Below are 22705 nucleotides of genomic sequence, written 5' to 3'. Positions count from 1 at the left end.
TACTCTTGTCATGATAAAAAGAAACTCTCGGAAATTATCGAGGGTTCCAACATCAAGCGGACTTTTGCTCGCGGGATCTGGCCTGGTTGGTATCGATCGTTTCGTCTTCCTGCAGCCATTTCATCAGGGAGAAGGCCATCAGGATCAGGATCACCAACACCGGTACCGATGTGATGATGGTCAAGTTTTGCATCGGCTCCAACCCGCCGCCAGCCATCATGCCGACAGAGACCCCGCCTAAAACGAGGGCAAAGAAGATGCGGAGCCAACGAGCCGGTTCCTGTTTTTCGCTCATGCTCCTGCTGGCGACACTGGCCATGGTATAGGCGGCGGAATCCAGTGTGGTGACCAAAAAGACCATCGCCAGCACCAGAAAGGCAATCAACAGGAGCGCCCCTCCCGGCAATGCCTCCAAGATGGCCATCATCGCCGCCGGGGCGCCGCTGTCATTTAAAATTTGAGTAACAGAAACCACATCCTTCAACTCGAAGAATAGCCCGGTGTTTCCAAAAATTGCGAAGGCGACCCAGCAACCGAAGCTGCCAGCAAACACCATCGCCAGAATCAGTTCCCGGATGGTCCGCCCCCGGGAGATTCGGGCGGTAAACAGGCCGATAAAGGGAGCGAAAGCCACCCACCATGCCCAATAAAAGACCGTCCAGGCACGAGTAAAATCAGCCCCGCCGACGGAATCCATGTAAAAGCTCATCCGCAAGAAGTTTTGAGTCATCAGCCCGATGCTATTGGTAAAGGTATCCAGGATAAATAGCGTTGGACCGAACAGGAGTATAAATATTCCCACAGCGATCCCTAAATACAGATTCAAATCCGACAGCCGCTTAATCCCTTTTTGCAATCCCAAGTAGGCGCTAGCACCAAATAACACCGTCCACAACAAAATGATGGAGGCATTCAGTCCCAGCCCCTTGGGAATACCGGTCAAAACAGAAACTCCCTCTGCGATCATAGGCGTACCCAAGCCAAGGGTGGTTCCCACACCGCCCACCATGCCGAAGATGAAAAACATGTCGATCATTTTTCCAAGCCAGCCATCCGCCCGGCTTCCCAGCACCCCGCGGCAGGCACGACTGAGATTCAACACCCGATAGCCCTTTTGGTGAAAGGCGTAGGCGATCACTACGGCGGGCATGCAGTAAATGGCCCAGGCACTGTAACCCCAGTGAAACAGACCGTAAGTCGCCGCCCACTGGCCGGCGGGCCCGCTCTTCGGTTCCAGTCCGAAGGGGGGATCCGTATAATAATAAGCCCATTCAATCATCCCCCAGTACATCAGACTGGAGCCGATCCCTGCCGTAAAGATCATAGCGATCCAGCTGACGGTGGAAAATTCGGGACGCGCCGATTTTCCGCCGAAACGGACATGAGCATACCGCCCCAATGCCAGCCAGGCCAACAAACCGAAGACGGCAGCTGCAAACCATAGATAAAACCATCCCAAATCCTCAGTGATCCCGTCGCGCAAACCGTTCAGAAGGGCGACTCCCTTCTCCGGTCCCAAGGTGAGCGGCGCGATCAAGAGGCCGACCACCACCAGGGATCCCCAAAATACCCGTTGATCCACTTTTGCTATATTCACTCGGTACGATCACTCCCCTGTTCGTTTCACGGGCCGCCGTTAGCGTAACAAAGGGAGTAACAGAAGACAAAGCGGAACAAACCCGCCATTCTGGAGGATCCCACTGCATCCGGTCGGATCCCCGATCTCTTCTGCCGGTAGACCATAGCAGGATACGGTAGTGCGTCAGAAGAAGGAATAACCGATTTTACACGGATCGGAAAGGAGTAAAATAGATGAACTTCCGATTGCGCCCGTCCACCGCCACGGATTTTGAGTTCGTCTTCCGGTTGAACCGAACCAACATGCAGCCTTATGTGGAGCGGATGCGAGGATGGGATGAAGAAGCGGAACGACGGGACATGGAAGGAAAATTCCTTCCGGAAATCGACCGGATCGTGATCGTCAACGGTCAGGAGGCCGGCGTGTTTGCGGTGGATGACCGTCCGGACTACCTGTTCCTCCCTAAATTGAGCTGTTGCCGGCGGTTCAGAATCAGGGACTGGTCTCCGCACCGATCGGCAACTGATTGACATCCGCTCAGGCGCAGGGAAAACCGGTGCGATTGACGGTGTTAAAGGAGAACAAGCAATGGCACTCTACCGCCGCCTGGGTTTTCACATCCGCGGGGAAACGGATCGGAAATACGAAATGGAAGCGGCCCCTCCTTTCACCAAAAATAAACGCGTAATAATTTAGAATGGGTAGGATTTTCACTCTCCTCCTTCGAATATGAAAAAGATGCCCCCGGGTCACGGGGGACATCCATCGAAGGAGGAGTTATGATGATTCGCAGTAAAAGACCCATCACCCTGGCTTTGACCGGGCTTCTTACTCTATCGCTGCCCTTGTCTGTACCGACAGTGGTATACACTCAACAGCCGATGACGGGATGTACCAATCCCGACGCACCCATCACTCCTGAAACTGAAAGATAGCCGTTTTGACCAATATGTGAAGGCCTTTGAGCGGGACTTGTGCCAAGCCCCCGATGTGAACACAGCAAAAAAGCTGATCCCAGTCCATGGCAGCCGTCTGTGGCAGACCGCTGTTGACCGGGCCCAGGGCAAACGTCCCGACCTGGGGGCGCTGGACCGATATGACGACCGGCCCCTGTATTGGGCCCGACTCCATATGACTCGCACCCTCCGCCAATGGGACCCGGAATTTAAACTGACCGAATCGCAAAAAAAGACGCTGATCCAGGAGCTGGAGTATACCACCCGGGGAATCAGGTCCATCGATTTCCCCAAAGGGGACGACGTTCGGCGGGTCTTGGTCAGCGGATTTGATCCTTATCGATTGGAACATGAATTTCGCCGCAGCAACCCCTCTGGGGCGGCGGCGTTACAATTAGATGGCAAACGCATCATGACCGAGGAGGGACCCGCCGTTATCCAGTCCGCCCTGTTTCCAGTGCGGTGGCAGGACTTTGAAGAGGGCATTGTGGAAGATACCTTCGGTCCCTATCTGAAAAAGGGTCCGGAGCGGATCGACTTGATGATGACCATCAGTCAGGGACGGCAACGGCAAATGGATATTGAAGGCTTTGCCGGCCGTTGGCATACCGGTACCGACAACAACGAGGAAACGAGAGATGAAGAGATCCCCATGGTCTCCCGGTGGCCGATGCCCTCTCCCCTTCCCGAATTTATCGAAACCACCCTGCCGGTACAAGCGATGATCGACGCCGACACCGGGCCCTGGCCTGTACAACGGAACGACGAAGTGTGCGAATGGCTTCCTCCGGATTTTGAGGACCCCTACACCTGTCATGATGGTGGCCCTACCCCGGGATCCAAAGCGCAAGCCGGTGGAGGAGGAAACTATCTCTCCAACGAAAGCCAGTATCGTTCCAACCGGTTGCGAGTCGGTTTAGGAGCGGAGGATATTCCTGGAGGACACCTTCATAATGCTGCCCTGGAGTTTTACCCGGAAGACCCCTCAATCTATATCGACCCGAAATTCCGGGAACACCGCCAGGTCACCGTAGACCAAACCGTGGCACTGGTGGAAGCCGCCGCCCGGGCCCTTGATTGATCGGCCAAAAACCCCCGTTCGACGGGGGTTTTTTCAGGAGAAGAGCCAAAGCAGAGCCGATATGGTAAGGGCACTGAGCAAAGTACTGGTCAGGGTGATACTGGACACCAGCTTGGGCTCGCTGTCAAACTGCAGGGAGTACATGGTGGTAATGGCGGCGGCAGGCATGGCCGCAGCGATCACCATCACCTTCATCAACAAGGGTTCCACCCCGAGCAAAAGCGCAATCCCCCAGGCGATCAGGGGGGATACCAACAACCGCGTCACGTTGGCAAAGATCATTTTCCCCATGTCCGTGGCGTAAAGGCGGATGGTAGACAGCTGCATGCCCAACGCCAGCATGATCGTGGGGATGGAAGCGTCAGCCAAGAGGGAGATCGCTTTGTACATCTCCTCCGGCATCGGCCAATTCAACTGCTGCCACAACAGACCTAACACCGCTGTATAAGCGATCGGCATCTTTAAGACCGGTTTTAACGCCTCTTTTCCTGACATGGAACCCCGGGCCGCCATATAGATGCCGAGGGTTCCCATCAGGAAGGTATGGATCACCATGATCATGACCGCATAGTCGAAGGCTTCCCGACCAAAGGCGAACAGAATCACGGGCACACCCATGTTTCCATTGTTCATAAAGGCGGTCGCCAACACCAGTCCGCTCTCTTCGGAGGAGGTATATCCCCTGATCCAAGTATACAGTTTGACGATGCCGATCAGGATGAAGCAGAGGCTGACCGAATAAATGAGGATGGACAATTGCTGAAAGCCCACCTCGTTGTCGTAAAAAGTGCGAAAGGCGAGCCAGGGGGACATCAGATAGAGGGCGGCTGCGGAGACGGAACGGATGTGAAGATGAAGCAGTTTTTGTCCGACAAAGCCGGCACCAAAAATGAGGAAGACGGGTAACATCACATTGACAAAAATCATGGCTGTCTACTCACCTGTTTCTACTCGCATCAATTTCTTCGTCATCCGTTTTGCTCAACGTTCCCTCTCTCTTCGACCAATAGCTTGGACATGTCATATTCATCCACATATGTCTCCTCCACCCGCAGCGCGTCCCGCCGGGTCCCTTCTATCTGGAACCCTGCCTTTTGATAGAGGGCCAGTGCCCGTTCATTATGTGTCATCACCGTCAATTCCATCCGGTGGATCCCCTGCTGCCGGGCCCAAGCTTCCACCGCCTCCAGCAAGCGGGTCCCGATACCCCGGCCGGTCCAGGCCTGTCGGATCCCCACCACCAGGGAAACGACATGACCGTTGCGCCGCACCCGTCCGCCGAAGGCGGCCAGAAAGCCGACGAGTTCGCCTCTATCCTCCGCCAGCAGGAGGGTGGAATTATCCGCGGCGAGAATCTCGCGGATCCGCTGCACGGTCTCCGCTACGGACTCTTTTCTCTCCCCCGGCTCCAGCAACATGAAGGTGGTTTCTCGATCCAACCCTTTTTGCAGATGGAGAAAAGCACGGGCATCTGACTCCCGGATCTTTCGAATCTGCATCCAGCTCTCCTCTTTTCTTTTTAATTCTCAGATTACAACATGGACGACAAAAAAGGAAGCCGGCCTTGTCATGAAGCCGACTCCCTGATCAGAGGGCGGAACATGAGGAGAGGAGGTTGAGGGTGGAGCAGTCCCTATTCCCTGGGCACTGCCTGTTGATCGGATACCCGCTGCCGCTCGCGGCAAAACTTCTTCCGCCAACGTCCCGTTGGTGCAATCGCTTCAACCAGTGCGAGTCGGGCATCCCCCTTGATCACCGACCACTTCCGCAAACAGTTCCTGTGACGGTAGATAGCCGGAACGGATGTCGAAGATTTCGGGACGGAAGGTGCGGTCCACGAAGTATTCGGCCACTTTGACCAACCGGGATGAACCGGTTGTCTCTCGAGCATAGTTGGCTTCTTCCAAAAGATGTGCCGCACTATACACATCGATCAGACGATCGGCGAGCCTGCGAGCAAATCCGTTTTGCGTCAGCGGATCCGACTGGAGCAGATACTTTGCATCTTTATACAACTCCGGAATCTGCTCTTGCACACACTGAACAGCATCGGATAATTCCGGCAGGTTCACCCCGTCCAAAGTCTCCCGAATCTCCTCCAGGATGATGCTGGATCGACCACCAGTCCTTTTTCCTTCCCGGCCCATAGTTTTCAGGATTTCCAGGGCCATGATATTGGATGGACCTTCCCAGACTGTGTTCACCTGGGCATCCCGCAGCAAGCGGGGGGTGACGTACTCTTCGATATAACCGTTGCCGCCGTGAAGCTCCAGGGCCGCTTTGGCATGTTCCACCCCTTTTTCACTGAGGCGCAACTTAGCCATGGCCAAGAGCAGGCGCAACAGGATCGACCGCTCTTCCGTTTCTTCCCCGTATGTATGGCACTGGTCCATCACCCTGATCATCTGAACGGCCAAGGCCCAACCCGCCTCTATGTCCGTCGTCATGTCCAGCAGGGTTTGCCGAACCATGGGAAAGTGGTTGAGAGTCTGTCCGAATGCCGTCCGTTTCGAAGTGTAGATCGCCGCCTCCAAAAAGGCGCGCCGGGAAATGGCAAGAGCCCCGGTGGCGGTGCACATACGGGAGATGTTCAGCGCCTCCGCCATGTATTTAAATCCTTGATCCGGCCGGCCGATCAAATAGCCGACAGCGCCCTTCAACTCCAGTTCCCCGCTGGCCACCGCCCGCACCCCCAGTTTATCTTTCAACCGGCGGATGGTAATCGAGTTGCGGGTCCCATCCGGTAACTGCCGGGGCAACAAAAACAGGCCCAATCCTTTCGTTCCTGGGGCATCGTTCACCCGGGCGAGAGCGATGGCCACGCCAGCATCACAATTGCTGGCAAACCACTTTTCACCGGTCAGGCGATACTGATCCCCATCTGGCACGGCACGGGTTTGGATCGCCCCCACATCGGAACCTCCCTGAATCTCCGTCAGGTAGGTGGCTCCCTGTTCCAGAGTCCGCCGATCCATGCTGGCCAACAGCGGCAGGTATTTCTCCTTCTGCTCGGCGGAACCGAACTTCTCCAGTACAAAGGCGACAGACATGGTCAGGGTGACGGGACAGGTAAACCCGGTTTCCGCTTCGGACATCAGCATATGGAGAAGCTGGGTAAACAGGAAGGGCACCCGCTCTGGCACATCCTGACGGTAGCGCCAACCGACCACCCCCGCCTCATAGCAATCCCCAACTGTGGCCAGGTAGCCCTCGTTGTACCAAATTTCATTGATCTCCTCACCCTGTCGGTTATACCGAATCAGCCGCGGCGCTCCCTCCCGATCGGTATGGCGAGCCCGTCGGTCCATCGGCCCCGCCGCGTAAGCGCCCATCTTCACCAGCTTTTCCTCTCCCCATGCCCAGATAGCGGGGGAAAGATAGCGGCGTGCGTAATGCTGCATGGAGAAATCGCTTTTATACCAGTTTAACTTTGTCCCGTCCGCATAACGGCTGTAATCGATCATTCGCGCCCACTCCTTTGGCCCGGGTTTCCCGGCGGGAGATAACAATAAATGATTACTGATTCAATGTTAAACAACCGCTGAGAAACCCGTCAACCGACTTTTCCGAAAAGTTCGCAAAAACGAAGATCCAAAATTTCGTTTTTCAGCCACGAAATTCGTTTTTCAGCCACGAAAAAAGAAATCCCCCATCCTCGCAGCATAAACTGAAACAGTCCCAGCTTAGGAGGAGTGAAACCTTTGTTCATCAAAAACTGCCTGACCGCGAAAAAAGAAATTGTCACTGTCACCCCGGACACCAACGCCAAGGAGCTGTTTCACACACTGGAAACCAACCAACTGGATTCGATCCCGGTTATTGATATGGATGGACATTTCCTCGGCATCACCGGATACAGTTATGTGATGAAATCCCTGATCAATCGCGGGTTCGAAGATTGGGAGCAACTGACGGTTCGGGATGCCCTCCATGTGATGGAACCGCTTGCCATCGACAGCGACTTCGAAAAAACCCTTCCCGTCATCGTCCGCTACCCCTTCGTACCCATCGTTGCCGAAGACAACCGTACTTTTCTGGGCATCGTTAAAATCAGTGACATCGAAGCGGTTCTGACTGACACCTACGGCCATAAACTCCCGGGTGTCCGCTTTCTGCTTGCAGTGATTCCCGATCTTCCCCGTGAATTGGAACATCTCATGAATGCCATCAGCGATTTTGAGGTGAACATCATCAGCGTGGTCACCTTTGATGCAGGCGACAGCGCTGCCCGGCGCATCCTTTTGAAAATACATCCGACCTCCTACACAGACGCGATCCGGCGTCGGTTGGGGGAAAAAGGTTTTCGGGTGTTAAACGTAAAAGAGATTACCCCATGAGCCGACATCCGGGCGCCTAGCCGCCTGGATGTCAGTGCTTTAAGACAGAATTTGCTGTGATTTGTTTGAATCCAACCCTTTTTTCACGATATAATACGAAGATCGGTGCAAGTCTAAAAAACGGTGTCGGAGATGTCCCGCCGAAAAACCGATAAATGCATCCTACACTCGTGCCACGGTACATGCTGTCGCTGGCAAAAAAGAGGTTGTTTAGATGAACAAAAAACGACTGAAGCGGATCATAGGCCGAATCATCGGTTGGATTCTGATCATCATGGGGGTCATCGGAACGCTCTTTCCCGTCCTCCACGGGGTCATCTTTCTGTTGGCGGGACTGCTGATTTTGTCCAAGACATCCCCCTGGGCCAAGGCTCTTCTCACCAAATTGGAAACCCGGTATCCCAAAGTCTCCAAACAGATGGACAAGCTGCGAAAACATCCCAAGCTACGACGGATTCTCCCTTGACCCTCCTGTATGGGGGGCTTTGTACGCGCTAAGTTTGAAACCTCCCCGAATCGGTTATAACAACCCATAACCGCCACGCAGAAAGGAGCCTCGAATATGAAACCTCTTTACACGGCAGAAGCCACCACAACAGGCGGCCGTGATGGTTACGTACGCACCTCGGACAACCAGTTGGACTTAAAGGTGAGCACGCCAAAAGAGATGGGAGGATCCGGAGGGGACGCAACCAACCCGGAACAGCTCTTTGCTGCCGGTTATTCCGCCTGTTTCGGCAGCGCCTTAAGCTTGGTGATGCAGAAAAAAAACATCCAAGCCGACGGAGAACCGAAAGTGACCGCCGCCGTTACCATCGGAGAAGATGCTTCAGACGGCGGATTCGCCTTGGCAGTCACCCTGACTGTCGATATTCCCGGTGTGGATGAAGAGCAATCCCGGAAGCTGGCAGAGGAGGCTCATCAGGTTTGTCCCTATTCCAAAGCGACGAGAGACAATATCGAGGTTCAGTTGAAAGCGAAAGCCTGAACACCACATCTGAATAATTATTAAATGAGACAGGCCTCCATCCGGGGAGGCTTGTTTCTTTAGAATCGGAGGCGAGCCACTCCCAGACCATCTCCCACAGGGAGAATGGTGCTGTCCAGACGATCATCCTTTGCCAACAGACGGTTGGTCTCTCGAATCGCTTCCACAGAGGCCTCCTGACGATCCGAATCAAAAATCCGGTCATGGAAAAACAGATTGTCCAAGGTGATCACCGCACCGGGACGGCTCAGCCGTATCGCCTGTTCCAGATAGCGGGGGTAATTTTCCTTGTCCGCATCGATAAAGAAAAAATCAAAACGGTGCCCTTCCTCGAACAGCGTATCCATGATTGGACCCGCTTCCCCCAACCGGTAGCGGACCCGGTCAGACAAGCCAGCCTTGCGGAGATTTTCTTCAGCGATGGCGATATGTTTGGGGTTGGCCTCTAGGGACAAAAGATCACCGCCTGAAGGAAGACCGCGAGCCATCCAAATGGCGCTGATTCCAGCCAGTCCACCTATTTCCAGAACCTGTCGGGCTCCGGAGATCTGTACCAGCATCTTAAGGATCTTCCCTGTCTCCGGCGGCACCGCGATGGGAGGGAGCCCCCTTTGACCGTGCTCGTCACGGATCGACTGCAATACCGGGTCTTCCTGTGCAAACCGTTCCCTCACATAAGCTTCCCGTTTCATCCAGCCCGCTCCTCTCTGTCAATCCCAACGTTCCACCCTTATCGCTTTCGCTTTTTTTTCCGCCATTCCTTCCGAGACACATTAAAAAACCGTTGCACTAAAGGTGCAACGGCCCATTGTGGAGCGGATGACGGGAATCGAACCCGCGTTACCAGCTTGGGAAGCTGGTGTTCTACCATTGAACTACATCCGCGCGATTTCTCTTTTGTATCGACATCGATTATTCTAGCATGATACCCATCAGTATGCAAGACCTTTTTTCGATCAACTGCCCTGCTTGTCCCCACGTTGAAACAATGGTAAAAATAAGTGGAGCAGATCAAAAGGGAGGTGGGGCACCGGATGAAGGATAGACATGTTGTACTAGGAACCGCTGGTCACATTGATCATGGAAAAACCAGATTGACCCAAGCATTGACCGGTGTAAACACGGACCGGTTGAAGGAGGAACAGAAGCGTCAGATCTCGATCGAACCCGGCTATGCCCCCCTGGTCCTGCCCTCTGGCATGAAAGTGTCCATCGTCGATGTCCCCGGCCATGAACGGTTGATCCGTCAGATGGTATCGGGAGTATCCGGTATCGATTTCGTTTTTTTGATTGTGGCCGCCGATGACGGTGTGATGCCCCAAACCAAAGAGCACTTAGCCATTCTCGATCTTTTAGGGATCCAGGATGGTTTGATCATTTTGAGCAAAATGGATCGGGCCGATCCGGATCTGTTGCCGATCATCGAAGAAGATTTGCGGGAAACTACAAAAGGAACCTTTCTGCAGGATGCGCCGATCCTGAAAGCTTCGGCAGTTACCGGAGAAGGGATCGATTCTATCCGTCGCACGCTGGATCAACAGCTCCCCTTGATCAAGAAGCGTAAAAGTGACGCTCCTTTCCGCTTGCCCATCGACCGCTCCTTTACCATCAAAGGTGCGGGAACCGTGGTGACCGGAACGGTCCAGTCCGGCTCTGCAGCACCTGGGGATGAATTGCAGATAGTGCCGGGCGAACACCGGGTGAAGGTTCGCCAGGCCCAAAACCACGGTAAAGGGGTACCTACCGTCTATGCCGGGCAACGGGCAGCTCTTAACGTGACCGGTGTCGAGGCTCACCGTCTACACCGCGGCCAGACGGTGATCCGACCCGGCGCTTGGAACACCACGGAGCGAATCGATATCCGTGTCCGCTCTATCTCCGAGCTTACCTTCTCCATACGTCAACGCAGCGCTTTGAAGCTGTTGATCGGAACCGCAGAGGTTTTCGCCGACTTAATCCTTTATGATCGCAAGGAATGGAAGCCTGGAGAGGAGATCTATGCTACCCTCGCCCTGCACCAACCTGTGGTGGCGGCCCGAGGAGACCGGCTCATCCTCAGGCGTCCTACACCGGCAGCCACCGTTGGCGGCGGTGAAGTGGTAGAGCCTCGGGCGCCCAAGCGAAAAATTCACCCTTCCGTCACAGAAGCGATCCGGCAATCCTATACCTCGACGCCGGCAGAGCGAATGCTGCGGATTCTGCGGGATCACCTGTTGCTGGATGGGGAGCAATTGGCCCAACACCTCAATATTTCGACGGAAAAGGTTGCCGAAGAGCTAAAGGACCTCCAGACGAAAGAGAAGGTCTTCCCCATCGGGTCCGCATTTGCCTCGGCGGAGTCCCTGGATGCCCTGGCACAGAAAACCCTTCGCTGGCTGACGGATGTACATCAAAGGTATCCCATGCGTGACGGAGCACCCAAAGCGGAATGGATCTCCCGTTTCCTCCCCTCGGTGGGCGCAAAAGAGAGCAACGCGTTGCTCACTTTTTTCGAGGAGCGTCGGCAAATCCGAGTAAGCGGCGAAACCATCGCCCTATTCCACTTCGCTCCCGCGATCCCCGATCGGTGGCAAAAACCGGTGGCTCAGATTGTGGACCGAATCCAGGAGGAGGGTTTTACCCCGACTGAATGGAATCGCCTCCTCCAGGAGGCCCATATTCCTCCCGACCCGGGAGAAGAGATCAAAGGCTTTCTCACCCGACAAGGTATCTTGGTTCCCCTTACTCAAAAGCTATTGATTCACCGGGATGCTTTTGACAAGGCGGTTGCCGAGGTGAAAAGCGCCATCGACCAAAAGGGAGCCTTGAGCATGCCGGAAGCTAAAAAACTGTTCGCACTGTCACGAAAATACCTCGTTCCCCTCCTGGAACGAATGGATCAAGAAGGCATCACCCGCAGACAGGGAAATCAACGGGTGCGTGCATAAGAAAAAGGCTCCCAATAGTAGGGAAGCCTTTTTCTCTGTTAAAAACCGGCGATTGGCGCGACAAAGGCGGTTAGAATAACGGAGAGCGCACCCAAGCCGACGGCCCACCAGCCGAGTGTGCTGCCTCGCCGTCCGCTGATGAGCCCCAACACGATGCCGGCAGATCCCAGCAGAAAGGGGACGAAGAAGAAGGATAAGACCGAAAGAATAATGCCGACGGTAGCGAGGCCAGTGCCTCCTTCCTGGCTACCCTCCCGGTTTTCCTCTACCTTTCGATCTCGCTCATTTCGGACGGGTTCTGCGACGGGAGCCACTTCAGCGGCGGTTTCCACATCTTCGTTATTCTCGTGACGGCGGTTTTCGAGGCCGCCCTCCTCTTCCAGTTCCACCGCATCCATGTAGTTGGGCGCTCCCGGATGGCCTCGGGTTCGATCAGCGTCATCGGATGCCTCAAAATCCCGGCCGAACTTCACTTCATCAGCGGCAAAATCGGGAATCTCCCGATCCTGGCCGAATTCCACTTCATCAGCGGCGCCGCCTGTTAATTCCCTGCGTCGCTGTGTGTCTCGTTTAAAATTGTCTTGATCCATATCCAACCCTCCCCTCTTTGGGCTTAGCCATAGTATGTGGCATGCACTCCGTATGTATTTTGGCAGTTTATACAACAGGTAATGCCAAGGGTCTAATTGTGGGGATGAATCTTGTTTGCCAAGACGGGAGCTGATAAGATGATGAAGGTCGATTAACTCGGGGGAGGAACACATCCATGATCTCACAATGGCTCGATACAATGATGGACTGGTTTCTTTCGTACGGCTCATGGGGACTGGCCGTCGTTTCATTTACTGAATCTTCCTTTTTTCCGATCCCCCCGGATGTGCTGTTGATTCCTCTGGGTATCGCACAGCCGGAACTGGTCTGGTGGTACGCACTGATTACCACAGCTGCATCGGTAAGTGGAGCGCTGTTGGGATGGTGGATCGGCCGCAAGCTGGGCCGACCGATTATGCTCCGTTTTTTTCAAGCGGAGACCGTGGATAAAGTGGAAGGTTACTTTGACCGTTATGGTGGATTCTCCCTGGCCATCGCCGGATTTACCCCCATCCCATATAAAGTTTTTACCATCGCCTCGGGAATGTGCAGGGTGAGAACCAGGGAAGTGATCATGTGGTCTCTCTTGGGACGCAGCAGTCGCTTCTTCCTGGAAGCTCTGATTATTGCCTTGTTGGGGGCATCAGCGCAAACCTTTATCGAGGAGTATTTCAGCATCATCACCACGGCTGTCGTCGCCGTCCTTCTGTTGGTGATTCTGATTCGTCATCTGATCAAAAGAAAAAAAGAAAGCTGAGAAAAAGCACCCGGTCATCCCGGGTGCTTTTTTACTCCGCTGAGGTGATTTTGGCGAATCGGTAATCGTTAGGGCCGACGATGTGACGCAAAATGTTTTTTACTCCCGGTTTTTGAATCACAACGCTGTTGTAATAATAAAGAGGGAAGATCGGCATCTCTTCCAACAGACGAGCTTCCGCCTGATGAAGCAACTCCATCCGCTTTTCTTCCTCCGTCTCTCCCCGGGCCTGCTCCAACAACTGATCATATATCTCATCTCTCCAACCGGTTCGGTTCATGGAATGGTCCGACTGGAAACTCTCCAAATAGTTGTAGGGGTCGTTGTAATCCGGTAAGAAACTGGATCGGGACACAACGTAATTGCCGCTCTTCTGATCATCAAAGTACACCTTTACTTCCCGAGACTGCAACTCGACATCAGCAGACAGGTGCTTCCGCCACATTTCCTGGATCGCTTCAGCCACCTTTTTATGTTTATCATCGCTGTTGTAGAGGATGGTCACCTTGGGAAGCTTTTCCCACCCTTCCTCCTCCATGCCTTCTTTTAACAGTTGCTTCGCCTGCTCAATCTGATCATCTTGTACGTAATCTTTTCCATTTTTCCGAAAATCACCAGCCCTTGAAACCGTCCCCGGGGCCACAAAGGCGTAAGCCGGTTTTTGTCCGCCCTGAACCACCTGTTCCACGATTGCTTTCCGATCGATGGCCAGAGCAAAAGCTTTGCGGATTTTTTTATTGGTGAAGGGCTCTTCTTCCACATTAAACCGGTAAAATTCCAGTCCGGAACTATCAGTAACTTGAGCCTTTCCGTTCTCGATCAATCGAGGGGTCAGATCAGTGGGAATTTCCCCCGGCGCTTCTCCCATATGAAGCTCCCCTGATTGGTACATCTGATACGCCGTGGTCGCCTCTGTCACCATCTTCCATTGGATGGTCGCCAATTGGACCCGGTCCGCTTCCCGGTAATGTTCATTCTTCTCGGCTACAATTTTGTCGTCATGCTTCCAGCTTTTGATCTTGAAAGGTCCATTGCTCACATAACCCTTTGCAGCGCCAAATGGGTTTTTCTCCCCTTCTACCCCTTTTTTATAAACCGGCGCAAAGGGGGTATAAGCCGTCAACTGAACGAAAAAGGGGGTCGGTTCCTCCAGCTCCACCACCAAGGTCTTATCATCCTTCGCCTCAACACCCACTTCGTCAACACTCGCCTTCCCCTCGTTGTAATCTTCCGCATTTTTGATGAAAAACATGAGATGGGACGCACTGGAGGCTGTTTCCGGGTCCACCACCCGTTTCCAGGCGTATTCAAAATCCTCCGCTGTCACCGGTTCCCCATTGGACCACTTGGCGTTATCCCGCAGATGAAAAGTATAGGTGAGACCATCCTCGGACTCTTCGATGCGCTCCGCCACCGCCGGTTTTGGCTGATGGTTTTTATCCAGTCGGGTGAGGCCTTCAAAGAGGTTGTTGACCACCTCCATCGAGTCATCATCAAAAGCTTTGGCTGGATCAATCGAGGTCGGCTCCCCATTGGACAGGTTCAGTTTTAAGACCTGCTGCACTTCGTCGCTGGAGCCGGCATCGGACCCCCCTCCGCCACATCCGGCAGTCATCAGGCTGATGGCCAACAAGAAAGTCATCCCCACCCACCCTGCTTTTTTCATGAGCGTTGCCCCCTTGTATTTATAGTCATATTATTCCCTCTTTTTTCGATAAAGCCCACATTTGATCCTTCTTTTGTATTAAACTTTCAAGGGAGGTCTTTTTGATGGGGGTGACTCTGTGCAAACGCGTTATGTAAGCGAACCTTTTGTCAATCTGTGGCGGGATCCGGGGCAAGTTCGGGATGTCGACAAGCCTTCTTTGGAGCATCCGGCCCACATCGAAAGTTGGCTTCAGATGACCTTATCAGACCGGCTGGATCTGGTCGACCGGATGGAATCCCAGTCCCTTTATGGAGAGCCGGTGCTGGTGTTGGAAGAGCAAGGCCCCTGGTCAAAGGTCTGCCTGCCAGGACAGATCACACCGAAAGATAAACGGGGGTATCCCGGCTGGGTCCCTTCGGCTCAACTCACCTTTGATTCCGATTACCACCAGCGCTGGAACCGGGGACCCTTGGCTTGGATAACAGCCAGCCACGCCTCTGTAAAGCTCCGTTCAGGCGAAGAAAAAACCGTCTCTTTTATGACCAAACTGCCTGTCATCGAGGAAGGGAAGCAAGAGATACTGGTTCGAACCCCTGAGGGAGGAACGGGCCGACTCCCTTCCGACCAGGCCATTATTGGGCACAAGCCGGAATTAGCTCCCCCAGAGGATCGAATCCGAATCGCCAAACAATTTTTAGGACTTCCCTATCTGTGGGCAGGCATGTCGGCTTATGGTTTTGACTGTTCCGGCTTCATGTTTCGAATCTTTGAAGCAGGGGGCATTCAAATCCCCCGGGATGCCGGCATTCAAGCCAGGTACGGAAAGCGAATCGACCGACAACACCTCGCTCCCGGGGACCTTGTTTTCTTTGCTTATGAACAGGGTCAGGGTGCGATTCATCACGTAGGCATGTATATCGGGGACGGCTTTTTTATCCATTCCCCTCGTACCGGCCACCCGATCCGCATCGATCCTTTGACCACCGAGCCCTATCACAGGGAGTTTTGCTGGGGGACTCGCTACCAGGGAGATGAGACTGATTAAGGGAAAGGTTTATTCCTCAGTCGAGAGGAGACCAGCTGTAGGAATCGATCCTGCAGCTTTTCCCCGTTTTGTTCCTTCAATAAGCCATTGATCAACAGAGAAAATGCGACAACCGGTTCCTCTTGAGCTATAAGGTACCCGGAAAGGCACTTCACACCGGTCAATGAGCCGGTTTTGGCCGCTACCTCCACCCCTTCGGACAGCAACGGCTGACGATCCTTCAATGTTCCTGTCCGCCCGTAACGGGCCAAGCTGTCCAACCACAAGCCAAATTGGGGAGCCGATCGCCGTGTCCAGATCAAAAGCTCCAGCAATGCTTCAGGAGTAGACAGGTTGTACATGGATAAACCTGATCCGTCCACATAAACCGTCGGAGGTTGCATGTGGCGATCATGAAAATACTTTCGTACCCGGCGCTCCCCTCCTTCTTGGGACAGACGCCCCCGATCCCTTATTCCCAAGGTGCGTAGCAGGATCTCTGCCACCAGATTATCGCTGTCCCGGTTAACCGATGGAAGCAGGCTGGACAGCGGAGCAGATTCAGTCTGCAACTGTATCGGGGCCCTCTCCGCAAATGGGCCCCGGATCACAGGGACATCCTCAGCCACTCGGACTCCCTGTTCCCGGAGCGCACCGATAAACACCTCAGCGAAAAATTCGGGCCCTGACTCCACCGCCGCCTGTACTTCCGGTTCATCCCGAGAAACTTCTCCCTCCAACACATACCGTCTGTTAAAATCCGTACGAAAAATGCGAATTTCCGGGTCAGCGGTACCCGTCCAACGCAGACGGACATCGACACGCGCCTGGCTGTGGCGCGGAAGTATACGACGCACCACTGGTTTCTGTTCAACGGGATCCAGTTGAAAGGTGATCCGATTCCTCTCCATATTGAGGGCGTGAACCGGCGCCGCAAACCCTTGGGTGCGATCGTCCCACATCCAGCCCCTTCCCCAAGGAGGATCCTCGCTCCAGCTATCATCCAAAACCACCGGACCCGCCACTTGATGCACCCCCTGTTTCCAGAGGGAGCGGGCAATGGCGGTAACCGTTGATTGATCAAACGTGGGGTCCCCGCCCCCGCGGATCCACAACTGGCGTCCATCAGAAGCAAACCGGGTTACCCAACGAAAGTGAGGACCCAACTCTCCGAGAGCGGCCACTGTGGTCCACATTTTATTATTAGAGGCGGGCACAAATCGCTTATTCCCATCCAAGCTCCACCGATCACCACTTGGAAAGTGAAGGAGTGCGCATCCCACCCTCGCCCCTTCTTCCCCTTCTTGATCGGCCCAGCGATGAAACAACGATCGCAACTGATCATCCAGCCCCGTGCCGGACATGTTACCGCCGCACCACCTGCTCCAATCGTTCCAACCGCCTCAAGATATCTTGAATGATCCGATCCTGTTCTCCATCCACCCGGTTATGGCGCATGGAGTTTTGTTTGCTTTTCTTCAGTTCTTTTTTCAGTTGTTCATTTTCTGCCAGTACATCTTCATAGCTGCGGATCACCTGGTCGAGGAATTCATTAACTTCATCTGTGTCATAACCCCGGATGGACGTTTTAAAATCCTTGTTAAAAATGTCCCTTGGTGTCAAACGCATTTGAACTCCTCCCCTTTTTGGATGACCTTCCACTTATCAATCTTATCATACCGATAAATCCCCCAAAAAAAAAGAAGCCCTGGTCTCAACCAGGGCGGATCTCCTGTTGGGTTAACGGGCGGCGGGGAAAGTGCGTTCCACCAAATCGGTAAACTGCTTCATCAGACCGGAGACCGGACGACCGGATTGGATATCCTGGGCATAATCCTGCAATTGGCTGACGAAGTCCGGGTTGGCGGAAACAAATACCTGATCGATGCTGTTGTCCGCTTTACGAACCCGTTTCGACACACGGTTTTTAATGGTGGAGGTCAATTCCCCGTCATAATCTTTGTCCATGACAACACCGACATAAGCGTTCCCGTCCGTCACCATCACCGTGGCGGAATCGATGGAATCCAAGCGGGTGACGGAATCAGCCACTTTATCGGCTACTCGCATCTGCTGACCCGTCTGCTGCCGGACATTTTCTCCTCCTTCCCGTACCCGTTCCATGCCCATGCGGTTATCCTGATTACGAACCTGTTGCGTATTGTTCTGTCCTTGTTGCCCCTGCCCTTGCTGTCCTCCCTTTTGCTGCGTCGCACAGCCGGCGGTCAGCACTAGGCCGATGGCAGCCAATACTGCAATTCTCTTTCGCATTGTTCCTTCTCTCCTTTATGGAAGAGTCGACCTTAGTATCCGCCGGCCCAGAAAAAATATGTACGAAAATAGCCGCCGGTCATCCGGCGGCTCATGATCAAATATCTTTTTATTCTTCGCTGCTGAGGAAGAGCAACACAAAGCGGAGAAGCTCCAACAGAGCGTACAGCGTCGACGCCACATAGGTGAGGGCGGCGGCGTTCAGCACCTTGCTCACCCCGCGCTCCTCCACGTTCCGGATGAAGCCTTTCTGTACCATAATCGTCTTGGCACGACTGCTAGCGTTAAATTCCACCGGCAGCGTAACCACCTGGAAGGCGACCGCTGCCGCATACAGCAGAATCCCCAGACCAAAAAGGCCTCTTGCTTGCAGAAGCAATCCTCCGATCAACAAAAACGGAGCGATGCCCGAGGCGAAATTGGCCACAGGAAACATCCGGTGACGAAGCACGAGTGCTCCATAAGCTTCTTTATGTTGAACAGCGTGACCGCATTCGTGGGCAGCCACAGAGACAGCGGCGATGGAATCGGAGTAATACACCGGCTCTGACAGCCGTACCGTCCGGGAAACCGGGTCATAATGGTCGGTCAGTTTACCCTGGACCGGTTCCACCGGCACATCGGTGAGGCCATTGTCATCCAAGATCCTCCGGGCGACATCTTTCCCCGTCATACCAGAGGACGCCTGAACTTTAGACCATCTTTTAAAGCTGCCCTTCACTCGGAACTGGGCCCAAATGACCAATCCGAAAGCTGCAAAAACGAGCAGAAGCATGATCAGGTTGATGTTCAATTTCACATTTCTCCTTTTTCATGATTCGATGGTCAATAGTTCCGTTCATGCTTATGGTAACGGCACGGGAGGGATTAATAGGTGACTCCCTGGTATTGGCGAGGTATAGTCCAAATCCCTCTTAGCCGATACTGTATATGGTCACACCTTAACGTCAGGTGCCGGAAGCAAATCCGATGACGGGTGCGTACTCTCTTTTTCGTAAGGATGATCCGTTGTCCCAACACTCTCTCTTGCCATTTCCACGGAAAGAACGGGGGCAAAAGGGCAACCTCCCAACCCAAGGGAAACAGAATCAACCAGATGGTTAAAGCCAAAGAGGAAAGGTTACGAAGCATCCAACCACACCTCATCTCGGCAGGCTTCCAATCAGATTATAGCATACTCGGATCCGGGAAGTGATTTTCCCTTCAGTACGCACAGGCATTTTTCAAGAAGCGGTCACAAAATTCATCACGATACCACCGATCAGGATCACCGCAAGAAGCAAAACAATCCAGATTCCAATATTGGATTTACCCATGGTAATCCCTCCGTATGCACCTGTTATTCTGTAGAATATAACAGGTACATACAAATGTAAATATCCAATGAACTTCTATTCACCTATAAGTGAACATCAGATGAAATTCTGATAAAATGGAGAGGGAATCGCTAAAGGAGGTAGAAGATGGACCTGATAGAGAAATTTATCGACTTTGAAAAGGTAAAGGATTTTCACTTTCTGTTGGAATTGGTGATTATCCTGGTTGCCGTCAAGTTGGCGGGCCACTTCAGCAAGAAATTTGGACAACCGGCCGTCTTCGGAGAGCTCCTGGTCGGTATTGTTCTCGGTCCTGCATTGCTCGGCTGGATCACGGTCGACCCTGATAACCCGGGCCTGATTAAAGAACTGGCAGATGTCGGGGTTATTCTGCTTATGTTTTTGGCCGGATTGGAGACCGATGTGGATGAGTTTAAAAAGTCCGCTTACGGCTCCACCCTCGTCGCCATCGGCGGCGTAATCATTCCTTTGATCATGGGCTTTGTCTTCGGACGGATGTTTGGCTACGACTCAACGACCGCCATTTTTATCGGCACCATCTTGGTGGCCACCAGTGTCAGTATTACGGTGCAAACCCTGCGGGAACTGGGAAAACTGCAGAGTAAAGAGGGGACTACCATCCTCGGTGCGGCGGTGTTGGATGATATCCTCGGCGTTATCACCTTATCAATCGTCATCGGAGTCGCAGCCAGCGGCGGTGGAGGCGGGAGTGTCCTGGATATCGTCATCCTGCTCGTCAAAATCGTCCTCTTCTTCGTGCTGACTCTGTTGCTGGGACGTCATCTTTTGCCCCGTCTGTTCAAATGGGCGGCCAACTTGATGACGACGGAAGTGGTGCTCACGTTTGGAATTATTATCGCCCTCATCTTTGCCTACGGGGCTGAGATGTTTGGCATGGCTGGGATCGTCGGATCTTATTTCGCCGGTTTGATGCTCAGCATGACCAAATTCCGTACGGAACTGTTTGAACGGGTGGAAATCGTCTCCTTCTCTTTCTTTGTCCCGATCTTCTTCGTCAGTATCGGGGTTAGCGCCGATGTGGCCGGATTGACCGGTGAGACCATCCTCCTGATAGTTGTTCTAAGCATCGTCGCCATCCTGACCAAGCTGGTCGGTTCCGGAATCGGTGCCAAATTGGCCGGTTTTGACTGGAGAAGTTCCACCGGAATCGGTGCCGGTATGATCGCCCGGGGGGAGGTTGGTTTGATCGTCGCTTCCATTGGGTTCTCCCGGGGTCTGATCGATAACGAACTATTCACCGTCACGGTGATCATCGTATTGCTCACCACCCTGGTCACCCCGCCGGCATTGAAAGCTGTCTTCAACCGTGGCGAAAAAGAAGCTAACGAGCACTCCTGACCTAAATGAAAACGCAGAAAAGCACCCGCACTGGCATGCGGGTGCTTTTCACTGTTCGGAGGTTAATGTTTCGGTTTGAAGGTGTGGCAACAGGTTTCCGCTGACTGCTTGGCGGAGTAATCCTGATGAGTTGTGTCCACAGGTTCTCCATTGATGGTCTCCTGGAACTTTCGGTCGGCATGTTCATCGATCTCCACCATAATCGCATCTGCACCACAATTATTCCCGGTATCCCAATAAACACAGCTGGCTACACTGCACTTGACTTCGGGCATTATCTTCACCTCCTGTCCCTCATTATGGACGAGAGACAGGCCAAGTATAGCTGGCGAATTAATCCGGGGTTTTGTCCGCCTCCCGTAACTCTTGCAGGATCTTGGTGACATTATCATAGTGAATCCCGTTTTCGTTGCGGGCGGTAACGGTCAGGTAGACATCGGCGCTGAAGGTGGGGATATGTTCTTTCACTTCCACTTCGGTTTCGCCATATGTTTTACGAAAGACCGGCTGTCCTCCCATTTTTTTCCATCCCAGCCGCCTCAATTCTTCCTCATAAAGGTCAAAATCTTCTTCTTTGATATTGAGCAACACACTGGTGATTTTCATATTGGACCTCCTTTCATGCACCCTAGATAATATATTATACCACAGCCTGCCGGGTCTTCAGTCCATAAACAAGAAATCCCCTTCTTTCCGCATGCCGATATTCAGCACCAGCCCCATCGCCATCATCTGCGTGATCAGTGAGCTCCCCCCGTAACTGATAAAGGGAAGGGGAAGACCGGTGATCGGGAGCAAACCTATGGTCATGCCGATATTTTGAAATACCTGAAACACGATCATACCAGCAACCCCTGCCGTGATGCAGGAGCCATAGGGGTCATCACTCCGGATGCCCACCTGCAGGATGCGGTAAACGAGAAAAATAAACAGAGTCAGCAAAAAACTCCCGCCGATAAAGCCGAACTCTTCCGCAAAGACAGCAAAGATGAAATCGTTATGGGGCTCGGGAATCCATTTTCCCTGTGCCTGGGTGCCATTCTGAAATCCTTTGCCGTCCAACTGCCCCGATCCGACGGCGATCATCGATTGGGTCAACTGATAACCGGCTCCACCCGGGTCGGAAGCCGGATTGACAAAGGTTTCAATCCGTTCCATCTGATGGTCGGCAAGAACGGTGCGCAGCAGGGAGGGTTCGGTGAAAAAGAGGAACATCACCCCGCCGATCAACAGGACAACGCCGGCCACACCCGTCAATAAGAAGCGCCAATCCACTCCTGCCGCCAACAGAATGCTGCCGGTGATACCGGTCAGCACCATGGCCGTACCCAGATCGGGCTGTTGTAAAATCAGCAGAAACGGAAGCGCGAACAGACTGAGTAATTTACCGATATCCCGCCAATTGCGGATGGGGACCCACTTGATTTCCGAGGCGACTTTGGCCAGTGTGACAATCAGAAACAGCTTCATCAGCTCTGAAGGCTGCATCTGAAAGCTTCCGATCCGAATCCATTGCTGGGCCCCTTTGACCGTGACGCCCACGCCGGGAATCAACACCAATAACAGAAGCAAAATCCCCAGCCCATACAGGACGTAAACAAACCTTCCCTTGGCCAATACCCGATAATCAAACAGGAGTACAGCCACCAAAAAAAGAATTCCTAAGAGGTACCAATACACCTGTTTTTCAACATAACCCGGATCGGAGGAGTGGGTAGCACCTGATATGGCAACAATGCTGATAACCGCCAACATCAGAATCAACAAAAGCAACGGAACATCCAATCGGCGAAAGATGCGAAACAGCTTCATCTTAAGGACAACACCCGATTCCAACGTGATAAAATGGT

General features: G+C 53.3%; 24 protein-coding genes and 1 tRNA gene. 10 read left to right on the top strand and 15 right to left on the bottom strand.

All coding sequences use genetic code 11. The features are described 5' to 3' along the window. Positions 1-52 precede the first annotated feature (52 nt). A complete protein-coding gene (locus tag BLP91_RS00230) occupies positions 53-1597 on the bottom strand; it encodes a BCCT family transporter (RefSeq protein ID WP_091565262.1) in 1545 nt (514 codons plus the stop codon). Between the two features lie 215 nt (positions 1598-1812). Between BLP91_RS00230 and BLP91_RS00225 the strand changes: the two genes are divergently transcribed. The 3 genes from BLP91_RS00225 (at position 1813) to BLP91_RS00220 (ending at position 3616) form a co-directional block, all read left to right on the top strand. Then, a complete protein-coding gene (locus BLP91_RS00225; RefSeq protein WP_091565259.1) occupies positions 1813-2109 on the top strand; it encodes a hypothetical protein in 297 nt (98 codons plus the stop codon). Between the two features lie 252 nt (positions 2110-2361). Next, complete coding sequence (locus BLP91_RS16480; RefSeq protein WP_176757713.1) at positions 2362-2514, top strand: hypothetical protein; 153 nt, start codon at positions 2362-2364, stop codon at positions 2512-2514. A gap of 55 nt (positions 2515-2569) precedes the next feature. Next, positions 2570-3616, top strand: a complete 1047-nt coding sequence (locus BLP91_RS00220) for a C15 family peptidase (protein ID WP_176757712.1) — start codon at positions 2570-2572, stop codon at positions 3614-3616. Between the two features lie 33 nt (positions 3617-3649). On the opposite strand, the gene BLP91_RS00215 is transcribed toward BLP91_RS00220, so the two are convergent. The 3 genes from BLP91_RS00215 to BLP91_RS00205 form a co-directional block, all read right to left on the bottom strand. Beyond that, complete coding sequence (locus tag BLP91_RS00215; RefSeq protein WP_091565254.1) at positions 3650-4543, bottom strand: AEC family transporter; 894 nt, start codon at positions 4541-4543, stop codon at positions 3650-3652. Positions 4544-4584: 41 nt separating this feature from the next. Beyond that, the gene (locus BLP91_RS00210; RefSeq protein WP_091565251.1) at positions 4585-5115 is read right to left on the bottom strand and encodes a GNAT family N-acetyltransferase; all 531 of its coding nucleotides are present in this window, start codon (positions 5113-5115) and stop codon (positions 4585-4587) included. 222 nt (positions 5116-5337) lie between these two features. Then, positions 5338-7080: an acyl-CoA dehydrogenase family protein gene (locus BLP91_RS00205; protein WP_091565248.1), complete on the bottom strand. Its 1743-nt coding sequence runs from the start codon at positions 7078-7080 to the stop codon at positions 5338-5340. Between the two features lie 237 nt (positions 7081-7317). On the opposite strand from BLP91_RS00205, the gene BLP91_RS00200 reads away from it, so the two are divergent. The 3 genes from BLP91_RS00200 to BLP91_RS00190 all read left to right on the top strand — a co-directional run bounded on the left by BLP91_RS00200 (position 7318) and on the right by BLP91_RS00190 (position 8941). After that, positions 7318-7953, top strand: coding sequence for a CBS domain-containing protein (locus tag BLP91_RS00200; RefSeq protein ID WP_176757711.1), 636 nt, complete (start codon positions 7318-7320; stop codon positions 7951-7953). Positions 7954-8167: 214 nt separating this feature from the next. Continuing rightward, the gene (locus BLP91_RS00195) at positions 8168-8419 is read left to right on the top strand and encodes a PGPGW domain-containing protein (protein ID WP_091565242.1); all 252 of its coding nucleotides are present in this window, start codon (positions 8168-8170) and stop codon (positions 8417-8419) included. Positions 8420-8515: 96 nt separating this feature from the next. Further along, the gene (locus BLP91_RS00190; protein ID WP_091565239.1) at positions 8516-8941 is read left to right on the top strand and encodes an organic hydroperoxide resistance protein; all 426 of its coding nucleotides are present in this window, start codon (positions 8516-8518) and stop codon (positions 8939-8941) included. A gap of 59 nt (positions 8942-9000) precedes the next feature. On the opposite strand, the gene BLP91_RS00185 is transcribed toward BLP91_RS00190, so the two are convergent. Continuing rightward, positions 9001-9633 carry an O-methyltransferase gene (locus BLP91_RS00185; RefSeq protein ID WP_091565237.1) on the bottom strand — a complete coding sequence of 211 codons (633 nt, stop codon included), beginning with the start codon at positions 9631-9633 and terminating at the stop codon, positions 9001-9003. 119 nt (positions 9634-9752) lie between these two features. Then, a tRNA-Gly gene (locus BLP91_RS00180) sits at positions 9753-9826 on the bottom strand. Positions 9827-9975: 149 nt separating this feature from the next. Between BLP91_RS00180 and selB the strand changes: the two genes are divergently transcribed. Continuing rightward, positions 9976-11868: a selenocysteine-specific translation elongation factor gene (gene selB / locus BLP91_RS00175; RefSeq protein WP_091565234.1), complete on the top strand. Its 1893-nt coding sequence runs from the start codon at positions 9976-9978 to the stop codon at positions 11866-11868. A gap of 38 nt (positions 11869-11906) precedes the next feature. Here the strand turns inward: selB and BLP91_RS00170 are convergent, their stop codons facing one another. After that, complete coding sequence (locus BLP91_RS00170) at positions 11907-12458, bottom strand: PTS sugar transporter subunit IIC (RefSeq protein ID WP_245661952.1); 552 nt, start codon at positions 12456-12458, stop codon at positions 11907-11909. Positions 12459-12634: 176 nt separating this feature from the next. Here BLP91_RS00170 and BLP91_RS00165 point away from each other — a divergent pair, with 176 nt between their 5' ends. Beyond that, positions 12635-13216, top strand: coding sequence for a YqaA family protein (locus BLP91_RS00165; protein ID WP_342670255.1), 582 nt, complete (start codon positions 12635-12637; stop codon positions 13214-13216). A gap of 31 nt (positions 13217-13247) precedes the next feature. Here BLP91_RS00165 and BLP91_RS00160 read toward each other — a convergent pair whose 3' ends face one another. Beyond that, on the bottom strand, positions 13248-14882 hold the full coding sequence (locus BLP91_RS00160; protein ID WP_091565231.1) for a peptide ABC transporter substrate-binding protein: 1635 nt from the start codon (positions 14880-14882) through the stop codon (positions 13248-13250). A gap of 118 nt (positions 14883-15000) precedes the next feature. On the opposite strand from BLP91_RS00160, the gene BLP91_RS00155 reads away from it, so the two are divergent. Further along, the gene (locus tag BLP91_RS00155; RefSeq protein WP_091565228.1) at positions 15001-15909 is read left to right on the top strand and encodes a C40 family peptidase; all 909 of its coding nucleotides are present in this window, start codon (positions 15001-15003) and stop codon (positions 15907-15909) included. On the opposite strand, the gene dacB is transcribed toward BLP91_RS00155, so the two are convergent. The 4 genes from dacB to BLP91_RS00135 all read right to left on the bottom strand — a co-directional run bounded on the left by dacB (position 15906) and on the right by BLP91_RS00135 (position 18934). Beyond that, positions 15906-17252: a D-alanyl-D-alanine carboxypeptidase/D-alanyl-D-alanine endopeptidase gene (gene dacB / locus BLP91_RS00150; RefSeq protein WP_091565224.1), complete on the bottom strand. Its 1347-nt coding sequence runs from the start codon at positions 17250-17252 to the stop codon at positions 15906-15908. The genes BLP91_RS00155 and dacB overlap by 4 nt on opposite strands. A gap of 1 nt (position 17253) precedes the next feature. Beyond that, positions 17254-17517, bottom strand: coding sequence for a DivIVA domain-containing protein (locus BLP91_RS00145; protein WP_091565221.1), 264 nt, complete (start codon positions 17515-17517; stop codon positions 17254-17256). Between the two features lie 111 nt (positions 17518-17628). Beyond that, entirely contained in the window at positions 17629-18159 is a 531-nt protein-coding gene (locus BLP91_RS00140; protein ID WP_091565219.1) for a YhcN/YlaJ family sporulation lipoprotein, read from the bottom strand. 109 nt (positions 18160-18268) lie between these two features. After that, the gene (locus BLP91_RS00135; RefSeq protein ID WP_091565745.1) at positions 18269-18934 is read right to left on the bottom strand and encodes a zinc metallopeptidase; all 666 of its coding nucleotides are present in this window, start codon (positions 18932-18934) and stop codon (positions 18269-18271) included. Positions 18935-19622: 688 nt separating this feature from the next. Here BLP91_RS00135 and BLP91_RS00130 point away from each other — a divergent pair. Continuing rightward, positions 19623-20855: a cation:proton antiporter gene (locus tag BLP91_RS00130; RefSeq protein ID WP_091565210.1), complete on the top strand. Its 1233-nt coding sequence runs from the start codon at positions 19623-19625 to the stop codon at positions 20853-20855. Between the two features lie 62 nt (positions 20856-20917). Here BLP91_RS00130 and BLP91_RS00125 read toward each other — a convergent pair whose 3' ends face one another. The 3 genes from BLP91_RS00125 to rodA are packed head-to-tail and all read right to left on the bottom strand — an operon-like array spanning position 20918 to position 22667. Beyond that, complete coding sequence (locus BLP91_RS00125) at positions 20918-21130, bottom strand: DUF1540 domain-containing protein (RefSeq protein ID WP_091565207.1); 213 nt, start codon at positions 21128-21130, stop codon at positions 20918-20920. A gap of 58 nt (positions 21131-21188) precedes the next feature. Continuing rightward, positions 21189-21461 carry a hypothetical protein gene (locus BLP91_RS00120; protein ID WP_091565205.1) on the bottom strand — a complete coding sequence of 91 codons (273 nt, stop codon included), beginning with the start codon at positions 21459-21461 and terminating at the stop codon, positions 21189-21191. Positions 21462-21518: 57 nt separating this feature from the next. Beyond that, the gene (rodA, locus tag BLP91_RS00115) at positions 21519-22667 is read right to left on the bottom strand and encodes a rod shape-determining protein RodA (protein ID WP_091565203.1); all 1149 of its coding nucleotides are present in this window, start codon (positions 22665-22667) and stop codon (positions 21519-21521) included. Between the last annotated feature and the right edge of the window lie 38 nt (positions 22668-22705).

Origin of the sequence: Melghirimyces thermohalophilus, from assembly GCF_900102685.1 — a bacterium.
In the GTDB taxonomy this organism is placed as follows: domain Bacteria; phylum Bacillota; class Bacilli; order Thermoactinomycetales; family DSM-45169; genus Melghirimyces; species Melghirimyces thermohalophilus.
Note: the sequence above shows the minus strand (reverse complement) of the source record. Positions and strands in the feature narration are given on the sequence as shown.